This is a genomic window from Kitasatospora sp. NPDC127121 (genome assembly GCF_042677305.1).
In the GTDB taxonomy this organism is placed as follows: Bacteria; Actinomycetota; Actinomycetes; order Streptomycetales; family Streptomycetaceae; genus Kitasatospora.
The window spans coordinates 25039-41349 of the sequence record NZ_JBHXTQ010000057.1; the positions used below are offsets into that span (position 1 = coordinate 25039).

Annotated in this window: 18 protein-coding genes; 8 read left to right on the forward strand and 10 right to left on the reverse strand. The window is 73.4% G+C overall.

Translation table 11 applies throughout. The annotated features are described in order from the left end of the window. Positions 1–186 precede the first annotated feature (186 nt). The gene (locus tag ACFVHI_RS25410) at positions 187–411 is read right to left on the reverse strand and encodes a hypothetical protein (RefSeq protein ID WP_363369643.1); all 225 of its coding nucleotides are present in this window, start codon (positions 409–411) and stop codon (positions 187–189) included. A gap of 101 nt (positions 412–512) precedes the next feature. Between ACFVHI_RS25410 and ACFVHI_RS25415 the strand changes: the two genes are divergently transcribed. Beyond that, positions 513–1565 carry a Ku protein gene (locus tag ACFVHI_RS25415; protein WP_063346438.1) on the forward strand — a complete coding sequence of 351 codons (1053 nt, stop codon included), beginning with the start codon at positions 513–515 and terminating at the stop codon, positions 1563–1565. 44 nt (positions 1566–1609) lie between these two features. Beyond that, positions 1610–1900 (forward strand): hypothetical protein, encoded by a 291-nt coding sequence (locus ACFVHI_RS25420; protein ID WP_380343021.1) that lies wholly within the window; start codon positions 1610–1612, stop codon positions 1898–1900. 51 nt (positions 1901–1951) lie between these two features. Here the strand turns inward: ACFVHI_RS25420 and ACFVHI_RS25425 are convergent, their stop codons facing one another. Together ACFVHI_RS25425 and ACFVHI_RS25430 are read right to left on the reverse strand one after the other, a co-directional pair. After that, a complete protein-coding gene (locus tag ACFVHI_RS25425) occupies positions 1952–3340 on the reverse strand; it encodes an NADP-dependent succinic semialdehyde dehydrogenase (RefSeq protein ID WP_380343024.1) in 1389 nt (462 codons plus the stop codon). Between the two features lie 122 nt (positions 3341–3462). Then, positions 3463–3744, reverse strand: a complete 282-nt coding sequence (locus ACFVHI_RS25430) for a DUF6158 family protein (protein WP_063346435.1) — start codon at positions 3742–3744, stop codon at positions 3463–3465. 173 nt (positions 3745–3917) lie between these two features. Between ACFVHI_RS25430 and ACFVHI_RS25435 the strand changes: the two genes are divergently transcribed. After that, on the forward strand, positions 3918–4901 hold the full coding sequence (locus ACFVHI_RS25435) for an adenosine deaminase (RefSeq protein WP_063346434.1): 984 nt from the start codon (positions 3918–3920) through the stop codon (positions 4899–4901). A 99-nt stretch (positions 4902–5000) separates the two neighbouring features. On the opposite strand, the gene ACFVHI_RS25440 is transcribed toward ACFVHI_RS25435, so the two are convergent. The 4 genes from ACFVHI_RS25440 to ACFVHI_RS25455 form a co-directional block, all read right to left on the reverse strand. Beyond that, on the reverse strand, positions 5001–5618 hold the full coding sequence (locus ACFVHI_RS25440; RefSeq protein ID WP_380343027.1) for a vitamin K epoxide reductase family protein: 618 nt from the start codon (positions 5616–5618) through the stop codon (positions 5001–5003). Further along, positions 5615–6412 carry a thioredoxin domain-containing protein gene (locus ACFVHI_RS25445; RefSeq protein ID WP_063346432.1) on the reverse strand — a complete coding sequence of 266 codons (798 nt, stop codon included), beginning with the start codon at positions 6410–6412 and terminating at the stop codon, positions 5615–5617. The genes ACFVHI_RS25440 and ACFVHI_RS25445 overlap by 4 nt, the downstream gene beginning before the upstream one ends. Before the next feature lie 98 nt (positions 6413–6510). Further along, positions 6511–7188, reverse strand: coding sequence for a hypothetical protein (locus tag ACFVHI_RS25450; protein ID WP_063346431.1), 678 nt, complete (start codon positions 7186–7188; stop codon positions 6511–6513). A 149-nt stretch (positions 7189–7337) separates the two neighbouring features. Next, on the reverse strand, positions 7338–7790 hold the full coding sequence (locus tag ACFVHI_RS25455; RefSeq protein WP_363369629.1) for an SRPBCC family protein: 453 nt from the start codon (positions 7788–7790) through the stop codon (positions 7338–7340). A gap of 134 nt (positions 7791–7924) precedes the next feature. Here ACFVHI_RS25455 and ACFVHI_RS25460 point away from each other — a divergent pair, with 134 nt between their 5' ends. Beyond that, complete coding sequence (locus ACFVHI_RS25460) at positions 7925–8794, forward strand: Fpg/Nei family DNA glycosylase (protein WP_380343030.1); 870 nt, start codon at positions 7925–7927, stop codon at positions 8792–8794. A gap of 118 nt (positions 8795–8912) precedes the next feature. Here ACFVHI_RS25460 and ACFVHI_RS25465 read toward each other — a convergent pair whose 3' ends face one another. After that, complete coding sequence (locus ACFVHI_RS25465; protein ID WP_079135406.1) at positions 8913–9773, reverse strand: SAM-dependent methyltransferase; 861 nt, start codon at positions 9771–9773, stop codon at positions 8913–8915. A 228-nt stretch (positions 9774–10001) separates the two neighbouring features. On the opposite strand from ACFVHI_RS25465, the gene ACFVHI_RS25470 reads away from it, so the two are divergent. The 4 genes from ACFVHI_RS25470 (at position 10002) to ACFVHI_RS25485 (ending at position 14113) form a co-directional block, all read left to right on the forward strand. Then, positions 10002–10877 carry a polysaccharide deacetylase family protein gene (locus tag ACFVHI_RS25470; protein WP_380343037.1) on the forward strand — a complete coding sequence of 292 codons (876 nt, stop codon included), beginning with the start codon at positions 10002–10004 and terminating at the stop codon, positions 10875–10877. A 177-nt stretch (positions 10878–11054) separates the two neighbouring features. Beyond that, on the forward strand, positions 11055–11387 hold the full coding sequence (locus tag ACFVHI_RS25475) for a hypothetical protein (RefSeq protein WP_063346427.1): 333 nt from the start codon (positions 11055–11057) through the stop codon (positions 11385–11387). A 139-nt stretch (positions 11388–11526) separates the two neighbouring features. Then, the gene (locus ACFVHI_RS25480) at positions 11527–12399 is read left to right on the forward strand and encodes a sulfurtransferase (protein ID WP_063346426.1); all 873 of its coding nucleotides are present in this window, start codon (positions 11527–11529) and stop codon (positions 12397–12399) included. 187 nt (positions 12400–12586) lie between these two features. Next, a complete protein-coding gene (locus ACFVHI_RS25485) occupies positions 12587–14113 on the forward strand; it encodes a M1 family metallopeptidase (RefSeq protein ID WP_380343041.1) in 1527 nt (508 codons plus the stop codon). A 101-nt stretch (positions 14114–14214) separates the two neighbouring features. On the opposite strand, the gene ACFVHI_RS25490 is transcribed toward ACFVHI_RS25485, so the two are convergent. Together ACFVHI_RS25490 and ACFVHI_RS25495 are read right to left on the reverse strand one after the other, a co-directional pair. Further along, positions 14215–15087, reverse strand: a complete 873-nt coding sequence (locus ACFVHI_RS25490; RefSeq protein WP_380343043.1) for an aminoglycoside N(3)-acetyltransferase — start codon at positions 15085–15087, stop codon at positions 14215–14217. 142 nt (positions 15088–15229) lie between these two features. Then, positions 15230–16204, reverse strand: a complete 975-nt coding sequence (locus ACFVHI_RS25495) for an NAD-dependent epimerase/dehydratase family protein (protein ID WP_380343045.1) — start codon at positions 16202–16204, stop codon at positions 15230–15232. Positions 16205–16311 lie beyond the last annotated feature (107 nt).

Sequence of the window (16311 nt, forward strand, 5' to 3'; positions counted from 1 at the left end):
ACCCGCGCATTGCGGTGCAACCTAACTTCTACGGCCGAGTATCGGAACAGAGCATCCGTAAATGTTCGGTAACCGGACATAAAAAGCCAGGTCAGAGCGGGTGGAAAAGGGGTGCGAAAAGCTCAAATCTGACGCACCGCCAATGCGTCGGCGGCGCTCGGGGCCCGGTCGGAGCCCTGTCGCGGCTCACGGCCCGCGCAGGTCCAGCACGGTGATCCGCGCCGCGTCCGCGGGCCGGCCGGTCAGCCGCGCCGCCAGGATCCGGGGGATGTCGCCCTCCTGCGAGTACCCGGGAACCACCTCGACCTCCGCCCGCCGCACGCCGGCCTCGCCCCGCACCGCGTACACCACCCGGTACACGGTCCGCTCCGGCGGCGGCGGTGCGCCCTGCCCACGGCTCCGGACGGTCATCGGCATCGACCTCCTCGGCTCATTGTCGGCCCGGTGTGGCCGATCGGGGCAAACCCAGGCACAGTGGGATTCTCGGCACGCTCCGGGAAGGAGCGACCCCCATGCAGACCACCTGGAAGGGGACGATCAGTTTCGGGCTGGTCAGCATCCCCGTCCACCTCTACTCGGCCACCCAGGAGCACGACGTCCCGCTGCACCAGGTGCACGCCAAGGACGGCGGACGGGTGCGGATGAAGCGGTACTGCGAGCGGGAGGAGAAGGAGGTCCCGTACGCGGAGATCGCCAAGGGCTACGAGTCCCCCGACGGCCGGACCGTCACGCTCACCGACGAGGACCTCGCCGACCTGCCGCTGCCCAGCAAGAAGATCATCGACGTGCTGGCCTTCGTGGACGCCGGCGAGATCGACCCGCTGATGTTCTCCAAGGCCTACTACGTGGGCGTCGCCGACCAGGCCGCCGCCAAGCCGTACGCCCTGCTGCGCGACGCGCTCACCGCGTCCGGGCAGATCGCCGTCACCAAGATCGCGCTGCGCACCCGGGAATCCCCGGCGGTGCTGCGGGTGCACGACGGCACGCTGGTGCTCCAGACCTGCATCTGGCCCGACGAGGTCCGCCCCGCGGCCGGCATCGCGCCCGAGGGGGACGTCACCGTCCGGCCGCAGGAGCTGAAGATGGCGCGGTCGCTGATGGACACCCTCTCCGAGGACTTCGACCTCGCCCAGTTGCACGACGACTACCAGCAGGCGCTCCAGCAGGTGATCACGGCCCGGTTGGAGGGCGTCGAGCTCCCGCACGAGGAGGAGCCGGGCGAGGCGCCCGACAACGTGATCGACCTGATGGAGGCGCTGCGCAGCAGCCTCAAGCGGGCCAAGGGCGGGCGGGGGCACGCCGCCGGGCCCGACGCGGGGCCCGACACGGACGAACCGGAGGACGAGCAGCCCGCGACCCGCAAGCGCGCCCCGGCGAAGAAGCCCGCCGGGTCGGCGGCCGCCGCCGGGAAGGCCGCCCCGGCGAAGAGGACTGCCCCGGCGAAGAAGACCGCGACCGCGAAGACCGCGACCGGAGAGGCCACGACCGCAAAGTCCGCGACCGGAAAGGCCGTGGCGGGAAGGACCGCGACCGGAAAGTCCACGGCTCCGCGCAAGGCCTCCTGAGCCCCGCGGATCCGGCAGCCCCCCGAGAACCGGAGGCGATCCCGATGGACCTGCTGACCTACAAGGAACTCGACAGCGACACTGACCCCGAGGCCCCGCCGCAGCGCCGGAGCCCGGCGCAGCGGGCCTGGCACTGGCTGCTGAGCCTCAACCCGACCGCCGTGGTGGTCATGGTCGCGCTCTCGCTCGGCCTGGGCATGGTCGCCGCCCAGGTGAGCTGGCTGCCGATGCTGGTGCTGATGGCCATCGTCTGGGGAGCGACCGTCCTCGCCCTGGTCGGCGTGGTCGCCCGCTGGATGACGCCCGGCCGGGGCAGGCACCGGGTGGCGTCCTGACCCGGCCGGGTCCGAGCCGGGCTCGGTTCGTGCCTGCGGATCCGGGGGTGCTCAGCCGATCCACACCGTGGTGATGTTGCAGAACTCCCGGATCCCGTGCCCGGACAGCTCCCGGCCGAACCCGGAGCGCTTGACGCCGCCGAACGGCAGCGCCGGGTGGGAGGCGGTCATCCCGTTGAAGAACACCCCGCCGGCCTGGATGTCGCGGACGAAGCGCTCCTGCTCGCCCTCGTCCCGGGTCCAGACGTTGGAACTGAGCCCGAACGGCGTGTTGTTGGCGAGCGCCACCGCCTCGTCCAGGTCGGCGACCCGGTAGACCGTGGCGACCGGGCCGAAGGTCTCCTCCTGGTGGATCCGCATGGCCGGGGTGATGCCGGTCAGCACCGTCGGCTCGTAGAAGTAGCCGGTGTCCCAGCCCTCCGGGCGTCCGCCGCCGCACTCGACCCGGGCGCCGTGGGTGCGGGCGTCCTCGACCAGCTCCTCCAGGTCGTCCCGGCCCTGGCGGCTGGCCAGCGGGCCGACGTCGGTCGCCTCCTCCATCGGGTCGCCGACGCGCAGCGCCCGCATCGCCTCGGTGAAGGCGGCGGTGAAGCGGTCGTACACGTCGGTGTGCACGATGAAGCGCTTGGCGGCGATGCAGGACTGCCCGTTGTTCTGCGCCCGGGCCCGGACGGCGGTGCGCACCGCCGCGTCCAGGTCGGCGCTGGGCAGCACCACGAAGGGGTCGCTGCCGCCCAGTTCCAGGACGGCCTTCTTCACCTCGTCGGCGGCGGTGGCGGCGACCGCCCGCCCGGCGGGCTCGCTGCCGGTGAGCGTGACCGCGGCCACCCGGCGGTCCCGGATCACGCCCTCGACCGCGCCCGAACCGATCAGCAGGGTCTGGAAGCAGCCCTCCGGGAAGCCGGCCCGGCGGAACAGCTCCTCCAGCGCCAGCGCCGTCCGGGGCACGTTGGAGGCGTGCTTGAGCAGGCCGACGTTGCCCGCCATCAGGGCCGGCGCGGCGAACCGGACCACCTGCCAGAACGGGAAGTTCCACGGCATCACGGCCAGCACCGCCCCGAGCGGGCGGTAGCGGACGTAGGCGCGGGCGGCGCCGGAGTCGGCGACGTCGGCCGGGGCCGGGTGCTCGTCGGCGAGCAGTTCCTCGGCGCGGTCGGCGTACCAGCGCATCGCCGTGGCGCACTTGGCGGCCTCGGCCCGGGAGGCGGTGAGCGGCTTGCCCATCTCCTCGGTCATCGTGCGGGCGATCGCCTCCCGGTCCTGGTCCAGCAGGTCGGCGGCCCGGCGCAGCAGGTCGGCGCGGGCGGCGAAGGGGGTGGTGCGGTAGCCGTGGAACGCGGCCTCGGCGCGGGCCAGCCGCTGCTCGATGCCGGCCGCGTCGAGCGGTTCGAAGGTCTCCAGGATCTCGCCGGTCGCGGGGTTGACGCTGGCGATGGGCATGCGGGGCTCCCAGGGGGGTCGGGGTCCGGTGCGTCTGCGCCTCTTACCCTCCCCGACGGCCCGCCCGGGGCACGCCACCACCGCCCGGCGTGTCCCGCCGGGCGGTGGTGGCGCGGGCACGTCTACTCGGGCAGCGACTCCACCCGGGCCGCCGCCTCGCGGGCCCGGGCGCCGGCCCTGGTCCGCCCGGCCGTCACCAGCCGGCCGGGAAAGCGGTGCAGGTATTCGGCCTCCAGTTGCCCGGTGCGCAGGGTGTGCCGCTTGAGGGCTTCCTCCGAGCCGTACAGGAAGGTCTCGTGGCGCGTGCGGTGCAGCTGTTCCAGCTCGTGCAGGAGCGTGTCGTTGCCCAGGGCGTGCGGGGAGACGCCCGCAGGCCGGATGTGCGGATCCTCGACGTGCCGCATCTGGTACCTCCTCGGCGGAAGCCCCCTCCTCCAGGGTGCCCGCTGCCCCCGGCCGGTGCACCAGTTCGGGTGGCCGGGGGCGCGCCCGTCAGGCCGGTCGTGATCGAACGGATCGTAGGATGAATGCTTCTGGACTCTTCGCTCCCGCCCCCTACAGCTCGGACAGATCCCCCATGCCGCTCCCCAAGGCCGAACTCCACCTCCACATCGAAGGCACCCTGGAGCCCGAACTCGCCTTCGCCCTCGCCGCCCGCAACGCGGTCACGCTGCCCTACGCCGACACCGAGGCGCTGCGGACGGCGTACTCCTTCAGCGACCTGCAGTCCTTCCTGGACCTGTACTACGCGCTGATGGCCGTGCTGCGCACCGAGGAGGACTTCGCCGACCTCGCCGACGCCTACCTCACCCGGGCGGCCGAGGCGGGGGTGCGGCACGCGGAGATCTTCTTCGACCCGCAGGCGCACACCGCGCGCGGCGTGCCGCTCGGCGTGGTGGTCGACGGCCTGACCCGGGCGCTGGCGCGCAGCGAGGAACGGCACGGGATCAGTACCCAGCTGATCATGTGCTTCCTGCGGGACGAGTCCGCCGAATCCGCGCTGGAGACCTTCGAGGCCGCCCGCCCGTACTTCGACCGGATCGCGGGCATCGGCCTCGACTCGGCCGAGGTCGGCCACCCGCCGGCCAAGTTCCGCGAGGTCTACCGGCGGGCCGCCGAGGCCGGGCTGCGCCGTGTCGCGCACGCGGGCGAGGAGGGCCCGGCGTCCTACATCACCGAGGCGCTGGACGTGCTCGGCGTCGAGCGGATCGACCACGGTCTGCGCTGCCTGGAGGACGGCGAGCTGGTCGCTCGGCTGGTCCGCGAGCAGGTCCCGCTGACGCTCTGCCCGCTCTCCAACGTCCGCCTGCGGTGCATCGACACCCTCGCCGACCACCCGCTGCGCGAGATGCTGGAGGCCGGCCTGCTGGTCACCGTCAACTCGGACGACCCGGCGTACTTCGGCGGCTACGTCGACGACAACTTCCGGGCCGTGCAGCAGGCCCTCGCGCTCGACGAGGAGACCCTGCGCCGGCTCGCCGCCAACTCCTTCCGGGCCTCCTTCATCGACGACGAGCGCCGGGCCGAACTGCTGGCCGAGGTCGAGGAGTTCCGCTTCTAGGCGCTGTCCTGGGCGGCATCTGACGGCCAGCCGCCCGGCCCCGGAGCGTAGGGCCCGGGGCCGGGCGGACGGGTCTGCCGAACGGTCGGCCGAACGGGGTCAGAGCAGGGTGCTCCAGTAGTACCAGAACCGGTTGAGGACCAGCAGGGCGATCACCGGGTACCAGAGCGCCGGGACGACCCAGTGGTAGCGCGCCGCCTCGCGGACGACCGGGCGCAGGGCGCGGCCGGTGGGGATGATCCCGGAACGCAGGTTGTGCAGGGTGGTGTACCAGAACAGCGGGATCATCGCGGCCCAGACCACCATGCAGTACGGGCAGAGCGCGCCGATCCGGTAGAGCGCCTGGTACATCAGCCAGGTCACGAAGCCGATGCCGAAGACCGTCCCGGCCTGGAGGCCGAGCCAGAACCAGCGCCGGTACGCCGCCCCGGCGAGCAGCCCGGCGCCGATCGCGATGACGACCCCGAAGCCGACCAGGCCGAGCAGCGAGTTGGGGAAGCCGAAGGCCTCGGCCTGGTCGCTGCGCATGATCGAGCCGCAGCTGATGATCGGGTTGATGTTGCAGGAGGGGACGTACGACGGGTCCTTCAGCAGCCGGATCTTGTCCAGGGTGAGGACCGAGGAGGCGAACAGGCCGACCGCGCCGCCGATCAGCAGCAGCCAGGCGAACGGGCGGCTCGCGCCGTACGTCCGCGCGGCGGGGGCGGCGGCCGTCATCCGGTCACCTGCTTGACCATCGCGGTGAACTGCTCGGGCGTGGCGGCCTTGCCGCCGGTGAGGACGTCCAGCTTCTTGCCGTCCAGCTTGACGGTCGGGGTGCCGGTGACGTCGCTCTTGTTGAACTCCTCGTTGACCTTGGCCGCCCACGGCGCGTAGGTGCCGTCCTGGACGGCCTTGACGAAGCCGTCGGTCTTCAGCCCGGGGACCTGGCCGGCCAGGTCGAGGAGGTGGTTGACGTCGCCGAAGCCGTCGGTGCGCTCGTCGGGCTGGTTGGCGTAGAGCACGTCGTGGAACTGCTTGAACTTGTCCACGCCCTCGTTGAGCGCGGCGCCGGCGGCGGCCAGCGCGGTGCGCGAGCCCTTGCCGCCGAGGTTCTTGTCCAGGAACGTCGCCAGGTGGTACTCGATCTTGTACGTGCCGTCGTCGGCGAGCTGCTGGATGGCCTTGCCGGTGGTGGTCTCCAACTGCTCGCAGAACGGGCAGCGGAAGTCCTCGTAGATCTCCAGGGTGTGCGGGGCGTCGGCCTTGCCGTAGGTGATCACGGTGCCGTCCTGGCCGCCCGTGTTGGCGGGGACGACCAGCGGGCCGCTCGCGGCCGCGTCGGCGGAACCGGAGCCGGAGGAGCCGCCGACGGCGAAGGCCACACCCGCCACGAGGGCGAGCACGGCGGCGGAGGCGCCGCCGACCACGACCCGGCGGCGGATCCGGTCGGAGCGCTCGGCCTGGGCGCGGGCGGCGCGCATGCGGTCGGTGGCGTTGGTCTTGGCGGCGGCCTTGCGGGTGTTGCTCATGAGGTGTCGTCCTGTGCTCTCGGGCGTGCGGGGGTGCGGGCGCGCGGGGCGCGCGGCGAGAGGACCGGCCGGGAGCGGCGCCGAGCGGCGCGCGCCTGTCAGCAGGCCAGGGCGAGCGCCGGCGGACCGCGCCGGACGGTCGGGCGGACGACGACGTCCTCGGCCGGGACCAGGGCCCGGCTGGCCCGGGGGAACGGCACCCGCGCCACCGGACGGGCCGGGACGGGCGCGGCGAGCAGCCGCAGCCAGCGGGCGGCGGCCGGCAGGTGCCGGTGCAGGAAGTCGCCCAGCATCCGGACGGTGCGGGCGAGGCCGGCCAGCGCGGCGTCCGCGCGGCGCAGCCAGAACGCGCCGGCCAGCGCGATCGCGGCGTGCAGCAGCAGGAGCAGCAGGACGCCGATCTGCTGGGAGACGCCATGGCCGAGCAGGAACCCGCCCAGCGAACCGCCGCCGCACAGCAGCGGCTGGAAGCCGCGCGCGGAGCCGGGCGGCAGGGACGGGCAGGCGGTCTGCGCGAAGTCGAACAGCGCGCTGACGCCCAGCTCCAGCGGCAGGAACACCGCCGCGACCGCCGGGTAGCCGCGCTCGCGGCCGGCCAGCGCGTACGCCACCGCGAACACGGCGACGCAGGCCAGGGCCATCGGGCCGGCCGGCAGCGCGCGGCCGGTGACCAGCACCTGGCCGAGCCCGGCGAGCAGCACGACCAGCGCGGCGAAGACCGCCGCGCGGAGCGTCCTGGTGACCGGGCCGATGTCCATGGCATCCGAGTCTGCCACAGGTTGAAAGTGAAACGGTCGGGCCGGAGGTCCGCTGTGAAGAGCCTCACCACCGGCGCTGAGCTGGGCTTATGCGGCCCTTACGCGGGTCGGGCCGCAGGGCTCACCGGGACCTGCCAGCCGTGTTCACCCGGGCCTGCCGGCTGCGCTCACCCGCGTCTGACCGCCGCGCCGACCCGTTCCTCGACCAGTTCCCGGAAGTGCTCCAGGTCGTCCCGTACGGTCCGCTCGATCGCCCCGGCCAGGGCGAAGCCGCGCGGCCCGCCGAACGCCTCGTGCATCGCCTCCGGGTCGTACTCCACCCGGATCTGCAGCCGGGTGTGCCGGGCGTCCAGCGGCAGCAGCGCGAACGCGCCGTGCAGCCGCGGTTCGTCGAGCGTCCGCCAGGACATCACCCGGCCCCGGCCGCGGTCGGTGATCTCGGTGTCCACCGCCCGCTCGGCGCCGTCGACCTCCACCCCGAGGTGTGCCAGGTTCCGTCCGTGCGGGTGGGCGCTGCGGACGCCGTCGACGAACTGCGGGTACTCGTGCACCCGGTGCAGCTGCTCCCAGGCGACGAGGACGGGGACGGCGAGGTCGATCTGTTCCTCAAGGATGCTCATCACGGTGCTCCGTGGCGGGGGCGCAGGGGGGCGCTGGGTACGGCGCGCAGTTCCAGCCTGCGCCCCGCGCGGGAGCCGGGCAAAGGCGCGCCCCCGGGCGGGCGGCCGCCGCGGGGCTGCGGGAGACTGGGCGCATGCCGGAGCTGCCCGAGGTCGAGGCGCTGAGCGACTTCCTGTCCGAGCGGCTGACCGGGCGCGTCATCGCCCGGGTGCAGCCGGTCGCGATCAGCGCGCTGAAGACGTACGACCCGCCGGTCACCGCGCTGGAGGGGCGGACCGTCGGCCCGGTGACCCGGCGCGGCAAGTTCCTCGACATCGAGGCCGGCGGGCTGCACCTGGTGGTCCACCTGGCCCGGGCCGGCTGGCTGCGCTGGAAGGACGGCCTGCCCGCCGAACCGCCGCGCCCGAGCCCGAGGAACCCGCTGGCGCTGCGGCTGCGCCTGGCCGGGGAGGCCGGCGACGGCTTCGACCTGACCGAGGCGGGGACGAAGAAGGGCCTCGCGGTCTACGTGGTGAAGGACCCGGCCGAGGTGCCCGGGGTGGCCCGGCTCGGCCCCGACCCGCTGGACCCGGCGTTCACCCTGGCGGACTTCGCCGCCCTGCTGAGCGGCGACCGGCGCCGGCTCAAGGGCGTGCTGCGGGACCAGGGCGTGCTGGCCGGGGTGGGCAACGCCTACTCGGACGAGGTGCTGCACGCGGCCCGGATGTCCCCGTACAAGCCGGCGTCCAGCCTGACGGAGGAGGAGACGGCGCGGCTCTACGAGGCGCTCGGCGCCACGCTGCGCGGCGCGGTGGAGCGCTCGCGGGGGCTGGCGGCGGGGGAGCTCAAGGCGGAGAAGAAGCTGGGGCTGCGGGTGCACGGCCGGACCGGCCTGCCCTGCCCGGTCTGCGGGGACACCGTGCGCGAGGTGTCCTTCGCGGACTCCTCGCTGCAGTACTGCCCGACCTGCCAGACCGGGGGGAAGCCGCTGGCGGACCGGCGGCTGTCGCGGCTGCTGAAGTGAGGGCGCGGGCGGGGCGGGGCTGCTGGGGTGAGGGCGCGGGCGGGGCGGGCCTGGTGCGGCCCGCCCCGCCCGGGGCGGGTTCCTACGGGGCTCCGGTGGGAGCGGGCCCGGCGCGGGTTCAGCGCTTGACGGCGACGCCGCCCCAGTAGTACGCGGCCTTCGGGTCGGCCGGCGGCTCGCCGTCCGGGCGCCAGGCGAGGACGGGGGAGAGGCCCGGCTCGACCAGGTCCCAGCCGTCGAAGAAGCGCAGGACGTCGTCGTGGGTGCGCGGGACGAGGGTCATGCCGCCGGCCCGGGCGGCCTCGGTGACCTTGCCGACCGCCTCCGGGTCGAAGTCCTGGGTGGGGGTGGTGAGGGCGATGCAGCTGCCGGCGGGCAGGGCGTCGCGCAGGGCGGCGACCCGGCCCCACGGGTCGTCCTCGTCGGCGATGAGCATCAGCACGGCGATCATCAGCAGGCCGACCGGCTGGGTGAGGTCCAGCGTGGCGGTGAGCGCCGGGTCGGTGAACAGTTCCTCGGGCTTGCGCAGGTCGGCGTGGATGTAGGTGGTCCGGCTGGCCGGACTGGACACCATCAGGGCGCGGGCGTGGGCGAGCACGATCGGGTCGTTGTCGACGTAGACCACCCGGGTGCCGGGGCTGACCGCCTCGGCGATCTCATGGGTGTTGGGCGAGGTGGGGATGCCGGTGCCGAGGTCGAGGAACTGGCGGATGCCGTGTTCCCGGGCGAGGTGGCGGACGGCCCGGCCCTGGAAGGCGCGGTTCGCCTTGGCCATCTGCTTGACGCTCGGCACGGCCTCCTCGATGGCCTGCCCCATGGCGCGGTCCGGCGGGAAGTTGGTCTTGCCGCCCAGCCAGTAGTCGTACACGCGCGCCGAGTGGGGGGCGGTGGTGTCGACGCCGAACCGTTCCCACTGGCTCAGCTCGGCGGGGTCGTCGTCGGGCCGGCCCTGGTCCGGGATGTCCTGACTTGTCGTCATGGCCACGTCCTCTGATGGCAGATCATCACACTGGGGAAGGCACAGCGTAGCGGTCGGGAGGGGAGGGCGGGCGTCCGGTCGGGGAAGTGCTGCGGAAGCCGGGGGCGGGCGGGGTGTGCTTGCGCCGTCGGAGTGGTGATCGGGTCCGTCTGAGGCGCCATCGGGGAGCGGCGGCGGCACACGGGGGAAGCATTCAGAATGCTGTCAGATCATCAGATTTACTCACAAATGCCCAAACGAACGCCCTCGCGGCGACTGCTGCTGGTCGCGGCCGGGATGTCCCTGCTCGGAGCGGCCGGCTGCGGGAGCCCCTGGAGCGGCGCGGACGACGCCGGGGCGGGCGCTACGGCGCGGCCGCCGGGGGCCGCCCCGGAGGCCCCCGGGGCGGAGGCGGCCCAGGCCGCCGCCTCCGGTGCGCCCTCCGCCGCGCCCCCGCAGGCCGCCCCGGCCCCGCCGACACCCGCCGCCGCCCCGCCGCCGATGCCCGCCCGCCGGCGGCTCACGGAGGAGGAGGCCAAGCCGGTCAACCAACTCGACCCGGGCCAACGGGTGGTGGGGCTCACCATCGACGACGGGCCGGATCCCCGGTACACGCCGACCGTCCTGGCGCTGCTCCAGCAGTACGGGATCCGGGCGACCTTCTTCCTGGTCGGCGAGTGCGCCGTCGAGAACACCGGGCTGGTGCGGGAGATCGCGGACCGCGGCCACCACATCGGCAACCACACCTGGACCCACCCCGACCTGCGGCACATGTCCGACGAGGCGGTGCGGGACGAGCTGGAGCGCACCTCCGACCTGCTGTACCGGACCACCGGGCGCCAGCCGTCCTGGTTCCGCGCGCCCGGCGGGGACTGGTCGCCGGTCGCGATCAGGGTGACCACCGAGCTGGGGATGCGGCCGATGGGCTGGACGGTGGACCCGGAGGACTGGGCCACGCCCGGGACCTCGGTGATCACCGAGCGGATCCTCAAGAACGTCCGGCCCGGGTCGATCGTGCTCAACCACGACGGCGGTGGTGACCGGTCACAGACGGTGGCGGCGCTGAAGGCGTACCTGCCGGTGCTGATCGACCAGGGGTACTCCTTCTCGGCCCCGGCGAACTGAGTGCGGGCGCGGGGCGGCGGGTGCGGGTGACGGTTCTCGGCAGAAGTCGCGGCTTTGCCGCTTAAACCACCTGAAAGAGTGGATTGGGAGAACCGTTTCTGCTGATTTTTGGCCTCTAGGGTGATCTCGCATCAATGCATCAGGTACCGCCAGGTACCTCCTGAAAGGCCATCAATCATGCGTCTCCGCAACACCGCACTCGCCGTCGCCAGCGCCGTCGCCCTCATCCTCGCGGTCCCGACCTCCGCCAACGCCGCCACCGGCGACTTCCTCTACAAGGTCGGCCGCCTCCCCGGCGTGCCGGCCGGGCTCGCGGACCCGGAGAGCCGCGAGTGCATCAACCTGTTCGGGGCCACCGAGGCGGACCCGGCCTTCGCGCCGGAGAACCTCACCCGCTCGACGGCGACGGTGTTCCTGGACTTCGACTGCGAGGGCGACGTCTACTACGTCATGAACCCCGGCAAGAAGCTCGGCGACCGGCTGAAGCTGCGCTCCGTGATCTTCTCCTGAGCGGGGTGGCCCGGGCCGGGCGGTCGGCGTAGCGTCGAACTGTCCGGCCCGGTCGCCGGCGCCCCGCCGTGCCCGTGCGCGGCTCGCTGTGCCCCTGGTCGGGCGCCGAAAGCCTGGGCAGAGCGAAGGAGGGCCTGGGATGACCGGCAACGGCTACGCACACCCCGAGGCGCTGGTCGGTACCGAGTGGCTGGCCCACCACCTGGACGACGGGACGATCCGGGTCGTCGAGGTGGACGAGGACACCACCGCCTACGACCGGGACCACATCCCCGGCGCGATCGGCTGGAACTGGACCACCGACCTGCACAGCCAGGTCGGCCGCGACTACGCCGACCGGGAGGGCGTCCAGCACCTGCTGCGGGCGGCCGGCGTGGAGGACGACACCACCGTGGTGCTCTACGGCGGCAACAACAACTGGTTCGCCGCGTACGCCTACTGGCTGCTGCGGCTGCGCGGCTTCGGCCCCGTGCGACTGCTGGACGGCGGGCGCAAGAAGTGGGAGCTGGAGGGGCGCGGGCTCACCGAAGAGGTGATGGACTACCAGCACACCGCCTACCGGCTGACCGGGCCCGAGCGCCCGGAGCTGCGGGCGCTGCGGGACGAAGTGCTCGGCAAGGCCGAGCTGTTCGCCAAGCCCGGTTCGGACGCGGTGCTGGTCGACGTCCGCTCGCCCGCCGAGTACCGGGGCGAGCTGATCGCGCCGCCGCACCTGCCGCAGGAGCAGGCGCAGGTGCCCGGGCACATCCCCGGCGCGGTGAACGTCCCCTGGTCGCAGGCGGCCAACGACGACGGGTCGTTCCGCTCGGCGGAGGAACTGCGGGCGCTGTACGGGGGGAAGGGCGTGGAACCGGAGCGCGAGGTGATCGCGTACTGCCGGATCGGCGAACGGTCGGCGCACACCTGGTTCGCGCTCACCGAGCTGCTGGGGTACCCGCACGTGAAGAACTACGACGGCTCGTGGACGGAGTACGGCTCGCTGGTGCGGGCGCCGGTGACGCTCGGCGGGTGAGGGGGGCGGGGGCCGGGGTGTGAGGGGCGGGTGGGGCGCAGGGGGTCCCCGGGGTGTGTGGCGGTGTCGCGGCGGCGCCATGTCGGCCTGTTTCTTTTCATGAACATCTCACAATTGGGGAGTGGACCGGGAGCCACCGGGACATGGATCGATCCGACCCATCGTCCCAGTGACCCTGGAGGACCACGTGCGCAAGAGGCTGATCGTCTCCGCTGCCAGCGCCCTGAGCCTGTTCCTGGCCGTCCCCGCCTCGGCGGCCGACTTCCAACCCGGCGCGGCCGGCATCGGAGACCCGTACTACCCGACCTACGGGAACGGCGGGTACCGCGTCTCGCACTACGACATCCGGCTGAAATACCAGCCCGCCACCGACGAACTGGAGGGCACCACCACCATCCTCGCCACGGCGACCGAGAACCTCTCCCGCTTCAACCTGGACTTCGCGCTGAACGTCCAGGAGGTCCGGGTCAACGGACGTCCGGCGACCTTCGCCACCAGCGGGGAGCAGGAGCTGGAGGTCACGCCCGCCCGGCCGCTCGCCAAGGGCAGCCAGGCCACCGTGGTGGTCCGCTACAAGGGCGTCCCGTCCACCGTGAAGAAGTACGGCTTCACCGCCTGGCTGCGCACGCCGGACGGCGCGGTGGCCGCCGGTGAGCCCGAGTCGGCGTGGTGGTGGTTCCCGAGCAACGACCACCCGAGCGACAAGGCCACCTTCGACGTCTCGGTCCAGGTGCCGGACGGCAACCAGGTGATCAGCAACGGCATCCTGGCCGGCGCCGTCTCGCAGGCCGGCTGGACCCGCTACAGCTGGCGCGAGAACAAGCCGCAGGCGACCTACCTGGCCACCCTCGCGGTCGGCAAGTTCGACGTCACGACCGACAGCACACCGAGCGGGCTGCCCGTCTACAACGCGTACAGCAAGGACCTCGGCGAGAACACCGACGCGGCCAAGGCCAGCGTCGAGCGCACCGGCGAGATCGTCGACTGGCTGAGCGGCTACTTCGGCGACTACCCGTTCAGCTCGGTCGGCGGCTACGTGCCCAACGTCAAGACCGGCTTCGCCCTGGAGACCCAGACCCGGGTCTTCTACAGCCCCCGGCAGTTCGCGCGCGGCTCCAACACCTCCGTCGTCGTGCACGAGCTGGCCCACCAGTGGTACGGCGACAGCGTCTCGGTCTCGCACTGGAGCGACATCTGGCTGAACGAGGGCTTCGCCCGGTACTCGCAGTTCCTCTGGTCCGAGCACGAGGACGAGGGCACGGCGCAGGAAATCGCCGACTACGTCTATGCCTCGCACCCGGCCGACGACCCCTTCTGGACCGTCAAGCCGGGCGACCCGGGAGCCGCCAACCAGTTCGCGAACGCCGTCTACGACCGGGGCGCGGTGGCCATCCAGGCGCTGCGCAACGCCGTCGGGGACGACAAGTTCTTCCAGATCCTGAAGGGCTGGCCCACCGAGCGCCGCTACGGCAACGCCTCCGTCCCGGAGTTCCAGGCGTACGCCGAGAAGGTCTCCGGGAAGAAGCTCGGGGACCTCTTCGCCACCTGGCTGTTCACGGCCTCGAAGCCGGCCGTCGGGCCGGCGCCGGCCGCAGCGGCGGCCTCGCTCGCGCCGGGTGCGGGCGCGGGACAGGCCGACGGGCAGCTGCCGGCGGAGCCGAAGTCCTGGAAGAAGATCCAGGAGACCAACTCGCTGCACGACGAGGAGCATTGAGGTCTGGGCTCGTTGAGCCCCCGGATGTGACCTGGTGAGCTGGTGACCTGGTGACGGGCGTGGTCCGGTCGGCCGCTTGAGGAAGCGGGCGGTCGATCGGGCTACGCCGCTCCGGGGCCGTCCGCCGCCAGCAGTTCGGTGAGGCGGCGGACGGCGAAGGGTATGAGCTCCCGGACCGGGATCAGCCGGCAGGGCGCGTTGCCGACCAGCACCTCGTGGATGCCCGCCCGCTCCTCGAACTCCTTTCCCACGACCGGGAAGTGGGTGTCGTTGTCGTCGCCCACGTCGGGCGCCTCGATCCAGACCCGCTCGCCCTGGATCGCCATCGGGAAGCGCCGGAGTTTGAGGCGGCGGTTGGGCGCGAAGGTCTCGGCGTAGTGCAGGAAGGTGTTGCGGTTGTGCCCGACACCGATCAGCAGCACGTACCCACCGAGGTCGTGCAGCGCGCCGAAGGGCGACTCGCGGCCGACCGCGAAGCCCAGCGAGCGGCGGGCGGTGACCTCGCGGGCGTGCGCCCCGACCGCGGCGACCGAGGCCTGCGGATGCGTGCTGCGCAGGCTCTCCGGCAGCGCGCGCAGCGCCTCCGGCACGGCACCCATCGGGGAGGGGAGCCCGGGGTGGAACAGCGGGACGGCGGCGCGCCGTTCGGCGACCTCGGGGCTCGGCAGGCCGGCGTGCTCCGGTGCCGGGTCCCGGACGACGGCGGTGGTGAAGGTGGGCACCGCGACCGTGCCGCCGGGCCCGACCGCCTCGCGCAGGCTGGCCACCACGGCCGCGGCGCCGCCGTCGACCCGGCCGAGGCTGGAGAGCGAGGAGTGCACGATCATCGCCATGCCCTCGCGGACGCCCACCCGCCGCCAGCCGTCGACGAGATCGGCGGTGCTGAGCGACGCGTCGAGCGGGGTGTCGAGCGGTGCGTCGAGCGGGGTGGTGCGCGGGCCGGCGCTGTGCGCGGTGGTGCGGTGCGCGGTCATGGTGCCCCCTGGCGGTGCTGTGCAGGTGCTGGTGGGATCGTTCGGGGCCGACCATAGCGCGTGACACTGACAACCGGTCAGGACGGGGTGGCCGTCCGGCAGTCCGTCCTGACCGGTCGTGCTGTGCAGGGTCGGCGGTCGTTCAGGGCCTCGGCCCCGTCGCTTCGGCCAGCACCCAGGCCTCCTGCTCGGGCGTGAAGCCGTGGCCGAGGGGCGGTTCGCCGCGCTCGCGGTCCCAGGCGAGCACGTCGGCGGCGGTGACCGCGAGCGGGGTCGCCGGCAGCCCGGCCGCCCTGGCCCGGGCGGCGCTGCGCTGCTGTCCGGTCCAGAGCGGCGCAGCCCGGACCAGCGGGAAGAACGGTGGCGGCGCGCTCTCCGGCGGCACCGGGACGACCTCCACCTCGGCGCCCGCGACCTCGGCGCAGGTGGCGATCAGCCCACCCAGCGTGGTCGGTTCGGCCGGGCCGACGGCGTGGAAGGCGCCCGCCCGGCCGTCCTGGAGCAGCCGGACCACCAGCCGGGCCAGGTCGCGCACGTCGACCACCTGGACGGGCTGCTCCGGCCGCCCCGGCAGCGCGATCCGCCCGCCCCGGGCGGCCCGGCGCGCCCAGTAGGTGAGCCCGCGCTGCTCGTCGTGGGGGCCGGCCACCTTTCCGGGGCGCACGATCGTCGCCCGGTCTCCGTAGCGGGCGGTGACGTCGTCCTCGCAGGCGACCTTGAGCCGGCCGTACGTCTCCTCGGTGAGCTGCTCGGCGTCGCGCAGGGGTGCGCGGCGCGGGGCGGACTCGTCCGAGCCGGGGGCGAGGCCGGCGCGCTCGTACACCGCGTGGCTGGAGATGAACAGGTAGCGGCCGACCCGGTCGCCGAGCGCGTCCATGGCCTGGCCGACCTGGCGGGGGCGGTAGCCGCTGACGTCCACCACCGCGTCCCAGCGGCCGCCGCGCAGGGCGGTGTAGTCGCCGGTGTCGCGGTCGCCGATCAGGTGGGCGGCGGCGGGGAAGAGGCCGGGCTTGGTCCGGCCGCGGGTGAACAGGGCGACCTCGGCGCCGCCGCGCAGGGCGTCGTCGGCGATCGCGCGGCCGACGAAGGAGGTGCCGCCGAGGAGGAGGATCCGCATGGGCTCAGCGTAGCGGCGGGGCCAACGGGCCCGGGGGGAGCGGCGGGTGGCGGGGAGGCGCCGGAGGGCGCCGCGTGGTGCACGGTGCCCTCCGGTCTCGGGGCACG

Coding starts and splice junctions, on each gene's coding strand:
- ACFVHI_RS25410 (WP_363369643.1), bottom strand. CDS start 411: ATGACCGTCCGGAGCCGTGGGCAGGGCGCACCGCCGCCGCCGGAGCGG.
- ACFVHI_RS25415 (WP_063346438.1), top strand. CDS start 513: ATGCAGACCACCTGGAAGGGGACGATCAGTTTCGGGCTGGTCAGCATC.
- ACFVHI_RS25420 (WP_380343021.1), top strand. CDS start 1,610: ATGGACCTGCTGACCTACAAGGAACTCGACAGCGACACTGACCCCGAG.
- ACFVHI_RS25425 (WP_380343024.1), bottom strand. CDS start 3,340: ATGCCCATCGCCAGCGTCAACCCCGCGACCGGCGAGATCCTGGAGACC.
- ACFVHI_RS25430 (WP_063346435.1), bottom strand. CDS start 3,744: ATGCGGCACGTCGAGGATCCGCACATCCGGCCTGCGGGCGTCTCCCCG.
- ACFVHI_RS25435 (WP_063346434.1), top strand. CDS start 3,918: ATGCCGCTCCCCAAGGCCGAACTCCACCTCCACATCGAAGGCACCCTG.
- ACFVHI_RS25440 (WP_380343027.1), bottom strand. CDS start 5,618: ATGACGGCCGCCGCCCCCGCCGCGCGGACGTACGGCGCGAGCCGCCCG.
- ACFVHI_RS25445 (WP_063346432.1), bottom strand. CDS start 6,412: ATGAGCAACACCCGCAAGGCCGCCGCCAAGACCAACGCCACCGACCGC.
- ACFVHI_RS25455 (WP_363369629.1), bottom strand. CDS start 7,790: ATGAGCATCCTTGAGGAACAGATCGACCTCGCCGTCCCCGTCCTCGTC.
- ACFVHI_RS25460 (WP_380343030.1), top strand. CDS start 7,925: ATGCCGGAGCTGCCCGAGGTCGAGGCGCTGAGCGACTTCCTGTCCGAG.
- ACFVHI_RS25465 (WP_079135406.1), bottom strand. CDS start 9,773: ATGACGACAAGTCAGGACATCCCGGACCAGGGCCGGCCCGACGACGAC.
- ACFVHI_RS25470 (WP_380343037.1), top strand. CDS start 10,002: ATGCCCAAACGAACGCCCTCGCGGCGACTGCTGCTGGTCGCGGCCGGG.
- ACFVHI_RS25475 (WP_063346427.1), top strand. CDS start 11,055: ATGCGTCTCCGCAACACCGCACTCGCCGTCGCCAGCGCCGTCGCCCTC.
- ACFVHI_RS25480 (WP_063346426.1), top strand. CDS start 11,527: ATGACCGGCAACGGCTACGCACACCCCGAGGCGCTGGTCGGTACCGAG.
- ACFVHI_RS25490 (WP_380343043.1), bottom strand. CDS start 15,087: ATGACCGCGCACCGCACCACCGCGCACAGCGCCGGCCCGCGCACCACC.
- ACFVHI_RS25495 (WP_380343045.1), bottom strand. CDS start 16,204: ATGCGGATCCTCCTCCTCGGCGGCACCTCCTTCGTCGGCCGCGCGATC.